This window comes from Streptomyces sp. NPDC007162, assembly GCF_040634175.1.
Classification (GTDB): Bacteria; Actinomycetota; Actinomycetes; order Streptomycetales; family Streptomycetaceae; genus Streptomyces.
Genome location: NZ_JBEYFC010000517.1, coordinates 1 through 6241 on the forward strand (window position 1 = coordinate 1; position 6241 = coordinate 6241).

6 protein-coding genes are annotated in these 6241 nt (G+C 73.0%); 1 reads left to right on the forward strand and 5 read right to left on the reverse strand.

Going from position 1 to position 6241, the window contains the following annotated elements; translation table 11 throughout:
* The 4 genes from ABZ646_RS37830 to ABZ646_RS37845 form a co-directional block, all read right to left on the reverse strand.
* A partial coding sequence (locus ABZ646_RS37830; protein ID WP_360529595.1) for a fructose PTS transporter subunit IIA occupies positions 1 to 546 on the reverse strand: 546 nt, incomplete at its 3' end.
* 247 nt (positions 547 to 793) lie between these two features.
* Positions 794 to 1741, reverse strand: coding sequence for a 1-phosphofructokinase (gene pfkB / locus ABZ646_RS37835; protein ID WP_360529610.1), 948 nt, complete (start codon positions 1739 to 1741; stop codon positions 794 to 796).
* A 29-nt stretch (positions 1742 to 1770) separates the two neighbouring features.
* Complete coding sequence (locus tag ABZ646_RS37840) at positions 1771 to 2532, reverse strand: DeoR/GlpR family DNA-binding transcription regulator (RefSeq protein ID WP_360529598.1); 762 nt, start codon at positions 2530 to 2532, stop codon at positions 1771 to 1773.
* 176 nt (positions 2533 to 2708) lie between these two features.
* Complete coding sequence (locus tag ABZ646_RS37845) at positions 2709 to 4322, reverse strand: MFS transporter (protein ID WP_360529601.1); 1614 nt, start codon at positions 4320 to 4322, stop codon at positions 2709 to 2711.
* 62 nt (positions 4323 to 4384) lie between these two features.
* Between ABZ646_RS37845 and ABZ646_RS37850 the strand changes: the two genes are divergently transcribed.
* Positions 4385 to 5356: a YafY family protein gene (locus ABZ646_RS37850; RefSeq protein WP_360529604.1), complete on the forward strand. Its 972-nt coding sequence runs from the start codon at positions 4385 to 4387 to the stop codon at positions 5354 to 5356.
* A gap of 40 nt (positions 5357 to 5396) precedes the next feature.
* Here the strand turns inward: ABZ646_RS37850 and ABZ646_RS37855 are convergent, their stop codons facing one another.
* Entirely contained in the window at positions 5397 to 6071 is a 675-nt protein-coding gene (locus ABZ646_RS37855) for a TetR family transcriptional regulator (RefSeq protein WP_360529607.1), read from the reverse strand.
* Positions 6072 to 6241: the final 170 nt, after the last annotated feature.

The window sequence follows — 6241 nt, forward strand, 5'->3', positions numbered from 1 at the left end:
GTCGTGGGCGGGGCTGGTGCCACCGGCGGTCTTCGCGCCCTCACCGGCCCCGGCGCCCGCCGCGGTCTCCGCGTCCGGTGCCGGCGCGTCGGTCGCGGTGGGCGTCTTGTCGCCCCGGATCAGCGCCGCCGCGGTCCCCGCGTCGGCCGCCGAGCGCAGCGCGTCCGTGAACTCGCTGTTCATCAGCTGGCGGGCCAGCGAGGAGAGGATCGTGAGGTGGGCGTCGTCGGCGCCGGCCGGGGCCGCGATCAGGAAGATCAGGTCGGCAGGTCCGTCCGGCGCGCCGAAGTCGATGCCGGCGGCGCTGCGCCCGAAGCCGAGCGTCGGCTCGGTGACATGGGCGCTGCGGCAGTGCGGGATGCCGATGCCGCCGTCGAGTCCGGTCGGCATCTGGGCCTCGCGGGCGGCCACGTCGGCGAGGAAGCCCTCCAGGTCGGTCACCCGGCCCAGGGCCACCATGCGCTCGGCGAGGGCACGCGCCGCCGCTTCCTTGGTGTCGGCGGACAGGTCGAGATCGACCAGGTCCGCGGTGATCATGTCGCTCATCGCGGGCTCCTATGCACGCGTATCGCCCGGAGTGTGGGGTGGGCGAGGGTGGGGACGGGGGTGCCGTGGGGGGCGGGGTGGGAGACGGGGCCGGGGAAGCTCCGCCTCCCGGGGACGGCGGGGCGGCTCAGGGTGCCCCGACGGCCCGTCGGCGCGGCGAGTAACGAGGGGCCTCGCCGCTCCTGGGCCGGTTGTCGGCGGGCGGCACCGGGGCGGAGCGCGGCACTGCGAGCGGTCGGGTCCGCGGTCATGACACCGGCTCCGTCAGTTCGCGGTCGACGGGGACGAGGTCGGTGACGGTCACCGCCGTGGGGTCCAGGTCGGCCGGGGTGGGCATCACGCTGCCGGGCAGCTGGACGGCGGCCGCGCCGTGGGCGACGGCGGAGGCGAGGGCCTTCGGGCCGCTGCCGCCGGCGATGAGGAAGCCGGCCAGGGAGGAGTCGCCGGCGCCGACGTTGCTGCGGACGGTGTCCACACGGGCGGCGGCGAACCAGGCGCCCGCCTCCTCCACCAGGAGCTGGCCGTCGGCGCCCAGGCTGGCGAGCACGGCGCCCGCGCCCATGCCGCGCAGCTCCTCGGCCGCCTTCAGGGCGTCGCCGACGGTCGACAGGGGGCGCCCGACGGCTTCCGCGAGTTCCTCGGCGTTCGGCTTCACCACGTCAGGGCGCTCACGCAGCGCTTCGAGCAGCGCGCGCCCTGAGGTGTCCAGGGCGATGCGTGCGCCCCCGGCGTGCGCCCGGGCGACGACATCGGCGTACCAGGAGGGTGCGAGCCCGCGCGGCAGGCTGCCGCAGCAGGCGATCCAGTCGGCGTCGCGGGACTGCTCGCGGACGGTCTCCAGGAGGAGTTCCTGCTCGGCGGCCGAGAGCTCGGGGCCGGGTGCGTTGATCTTGGTGAGCACCCCGTCGGACTCCGCGAGGGCGATGTTGGAGCGGGTGGCCCCGGCGACGGGGACCGGCGCGACCTCGATGCCCTGGGTGTCCAGCAGCTCGGCGACGAGCGCGCCCGGCGCACCACCCAGGGGCAGGACGGCCACCGTGCGCCGGCCGGCTGCGGCGACGGCACGGGAGACGTTCACCCCCTTGCCGCCGGGGTCCATGCGTTCGCCGGTGGCACGGATGACCTCGCCGCGCTCCAGGGCGGGGACCTCGTAGGTGCGGTCGAGGGAGGGGTTGGGGGTGACGGTGAGGATCATGCCCGTACCGCTCGTGCTGTTCGTGGTGCTCATGCTCGTACTACTTCCGTGCCGCCGCGCTCGATGGCGGCGGCGTCCTCGGGGGTCAGTCCGGTGTCGGTGATCAGCAGGTCCACGTCGTCCAGGGCGCCGAAGCGGGCGAAGTGCTCCTGGCCGTGCTTGGCGGAGTCGGCGAGCAGGACCACCCGGCGGGCGGCGGCCACGGCGGCCCGCTTGACCGCGGCCTCGGCGAGGTCGGGGGTGGTCAGGCCCTGCTCGGCGGAGAAGCCGTTGGCGGCGACGAAGAGGACGTCCGCGCGGATCTCGCCGTACGCGCGCAGCGCCCAGGCGTCCACCGCGGCGCGCGTACGGTGCCGTACCCGCCCTCCGACCAGGTGGAGCTGGATGCCCGGGTGATCGGCGAGACGGGCCGCGATGGGGAGGCTGTGGGTGACGACGGTGAGGTTCGCCTCCAGCGGGATGGCCGCGGCGAGCCGGGCGACCGTCGAACCGGCGTCGAGGATCAGGGTGCCCTCGACGGGCAGTTCCGGGACGGCGGCCTTGGCGATGCGGTCCTTCTCGTCGGCCGAGGTGGACTCGCGTTCGGCGAGGTCCGGCTCGAAGTCGAGGCGTCCGGCCGGTATGGCCCCGCCGTGCACCCGGCGGACCAGACCGGCCCGGTCGAGGGCCTTCAGGTCACGGCGGATCGTCTCCTGGGTGACCTGGAACTCCTCGGCGAGCGACACGACGTCCACCCGGCCGCCGTCCCGGGCGAGCCGGAGGATCTCCTGCTGCCGCTCCGGTGCGTACATGCCCCTGTGCCTCCGCTCCAGCCGACGTCCACTCGATGTCCGGTCGGGTCCGACTGTGTCCGACTCATGCCCGAACCTGTGGTTTCGCTTCGGAGGCTACGCCGGGATTTCCAGAAAGTAAACAGGTTCGGGCTTCAAACGGGCATGATCGGACTTCCGGCCCTTCGGGCAAGGGGTCAGTGGACGCATTCGGTCTCCTGCTCCGGCGCATCCTCGGCCCCTTCCGGAAGCGGCTCGTCCGCGGCGCCCGCCTCCAGATGCCGCGCCGGGCGCTTCGGCAGGGCGAACATCAGCAGGAAGATCACGCCCAGGACGGCGGCCACCCACAGCAGCGCGTGCCGGAAGGCGTGCGCGAAGGCCGGGCCGACCTGGTCCGGGGTCAGCCGGTCGCCGATGACACCGAAGAAGACGACCGAGACCAGGCCGAGGCCGAGCGCGTTGCCCATCTGCTGCACGGTGTTGATCAGGCCGGAGGCGGAACCGGCGTGCTCGCGCGGCACCTCCGACAGCACCGCGTCGGTCAGCGGGGCGACGATCAGGCCCATGCCCGCGCCCATCACGACCAGCGGGAGCGCCATCTGCCAGGAGGCGACGGCGAGGCCGTAGCGGTGGGACTCCCCGACGTAGATCAGCACACCGAGCGCCATCAGCAGGGCGCCGGCCTGGAGCACCCCGCGGCCGAAGCGCGGGACCAGCTTCTGCACGGACAGTCCGGCCGCGACGGACACGGCGAGCGAGAACGGCACCCCCGTCAGGCCGGCGTGCAACGGGGTCCAGCCGAGGCCGATCTGCATGTACAGCGTCCAGACCAGGAAGAACACCCCGAGCGCGACGCCGAAGACGGTCTGGACGGCGATCCCCGCGGCAAAGCTCTTCACCTTGAAGAGCGACGTCTCGATGAGCGGGGAGCCGTCGGCGGCGGCCTTCCGGCGCTCGTACGCGACGAGGACGCCGAAGACGACGAGCGCGCCGGCCATCGACACGTACCCCCACAGCGGCCAGCCCAGTTCGCGGCCCCGGGTCAGGGGGTAGAGCAGCATCAGCAGGCCGAGGGTGACCAGGGCGACGCCGACGAGGTCCAGTTTCAGTGCGCGCGGGGCCTTGGACTCGCTGATGTAACGGCGGCCGAGGAGAAGCGCCGCGATGCCGACCGGAAGGTTGATCAGGAAGATCGGGCGCCATTCGAGGCCGAACAGGTTCCACTCGGTGAGGAGGGCGCCGAGCACCGGACCGGAGACCGCGCCGAGGCCGACGATCGCGCCGAACAGGCCGAAGACCTTGCCGCGTTCGTGGGCCGGGAAGGTGGCGTGCACGATCGACAGCACCTGCGGGACCATCATCGCCGCCATGGCGCCCTGCAGGATACGGGCGGCGACCAGCGTCTCCGGATTGGCGGCAAAGCCGCACAGGGCCGAGGCGAGGGTGAAGCCCGCGACGCCGACGAGGAACAGCCGTTTGCGGCCGTGGATGTCACCGAGACGGCCGCCGGTGATCAGGCCGGCCGCGAAGGCGAGGGCGTAGCCGGCGGTTATCCACTGGATCTGGCTGAAGGATGCGCCGGCGTCCCGCTGGATGGAGGGGATCGCGATGTTGACGATCGTGACGTCGACGAGATCCATGAAGGCGGCGGTCATGACGATGGCGAGGGCCAGCCAGCGATGCGGTGCGCCGGAGGAGGCCGACGTCCCGGGCGCTGTCGGGGTGAGCGTGGTGGGTCGGGTGCCGGTGGGCCGCGGCTGGGCGCGCAGTGCGCCGCGCCCCTGTGGGGCGTTCGTCTCGCTGGAGGTCATGGGGCCAACCTAAGGAGGCATTAGGCCAGATCCTGTCCTCTTCATAGGGCATCCTCGGACGCATGACGACGGACACTCCGGCTCGGCTGCTTCAGCTTCTGTCTCTCCTCCAGACGCCCCGTGAGTGGCCCGGGAGTGAACTCGCCGAGCGGCTCCGGGTGTCCCGGCGCACCGTGCGGCGGGACATCGACCGGCTGCGGGAACTGGGCTACCCGGTGGAGGCCAGCAAGGGTTCCGACGGGGGGTACCGGCTGGTCGCCGGTAAGGCCATGCCCCCGCTGCTTCTCGACGACGAGGAGGCGGTGGCCATCGCGGTCGGACTGCGGGCCGGGGCCGGGCACGCGGTCGAGGGCGTGGACGAGGCATCGGTGCGGGCGCTGGCCAAACTGGAGCAGGTGCTGCCGGCCCGGCTGCGCCACCGGGTGAGTACGCTCCAGGCCGCGACCACTCCGCTGACCAGCGGGGACGGGGCGAGTATCGCGCCCGAGACGCTGACCGCGATCGCCTCCGCGGTCGCGGGGCGGGAACGGCTGCGGTTCGCCTACCGGGCGGCCGACGGGAGCGAGAGCCGGCGGCAGGCGGAGCCGTACCGGCTGGTGTCGACCGGGCGGCGCTGGTACCTCGTGGCGTACGACCTCGACCGCGCCGACTGGCGGACGTTCCGCGTGGACCGGGTGAGCGAGCCGTTCGCGACCGGGGCGCGGTTCACCGCACGCGAGTTGCCGACCGGGAACGCGGCGGAATACCTGCGGCGGTCCATCCAACGTCAGCAGGAGACCTACGAGTTCGAGGTCGCGTTCGCGGCGACGGCGGCGGAGGTGGGGGCCCGCGTCCCGGCGTGGCTGGGGACGCCGGTGGCAGAAGGGGACGGTGACCGGTGTGTCGTCCGGGGCGCCACCGGTGATCCGGTGGAGTGGCTGGCGGTGCGGTTGGCGATGGCGGGGTACGAGTTCGAGGTGCGCGAGCCCTTGGAACTCGTGGAGCGCGTGAAGGAGTTGGGCGGCCGGCTGACTCGGGCCGGCGCGGGGTCCTGAGCGGGCGCCCGGGTGGGCGGGGCGGTCCCTGCGGTGCTGGTCACGCTCCCTGCCAGTCGAACCCCCGCAGCGCCTCCAGGTTCCGCAGTGCCAGGGCCATCGGCCCCTTCTCCCCCGTCGGGGATGCCGTGCCCGCCGCCCAGGTCTCCATCGCCACCCGCACGGCGGCACCGGCCACCGCCGCCGTGAAGCGGAGGCGTGGTGTCGGGGCAACGTTGTCGCCGTCCTTCGAGGCACGCTCCGCCAGGACCGATGCCAGGTGGTGTTCCGCGGACCGGCAGACCTCGGCCCACACCTTCCGCAGTGCCGGGCTGGTGTCGGCCAGGTGGATCAGGGTGCGGACCCACTCCCAGGAGGCCGCCGAGACACCGGCGCCCGGGGTGAGGGTGTGACGGACCGCGTGTTCGAGGGCCTCGGGCACGGAGAGGGCCGCCGGGGCGGACCGCACCGCCTCCGCCCAGCGCTGGGCGCCGGTCACGTAGAGCGGGGCGATCGCCTCCTCCTTCGTGGCGAAGTAGCGGTAGAACGTGCGCGGTGCGATGCCCGCCGTCTGCGCGATGTCCTCGGCGCGGGTGGCCCGCAGGCCCTGTCGTACGAAGAGGCCCGCGGCCGCACGGGCGATCTCCATCCGGGTCTCCGCCTTGCGCCGTTCCGTCAGGGAGGCGGTCGGAGGGTTCTGCCCGGGGGTGTCGCCGCTGGTGCTGGGGGTGCTCACCTCGGCAGGCTATGCCGCTGTGGCAGAATCTGCCATCCGGTGGTTCACCCCGTGGTTCAGGTACGGGGTGAACCACCGTTTCAGCATGCGGGAGCGGAACGACACCCGGTGAGCGCGCAAGAGCACACCTCAGAACACAACTCACAAACCAAAATATCACCTAACCACAC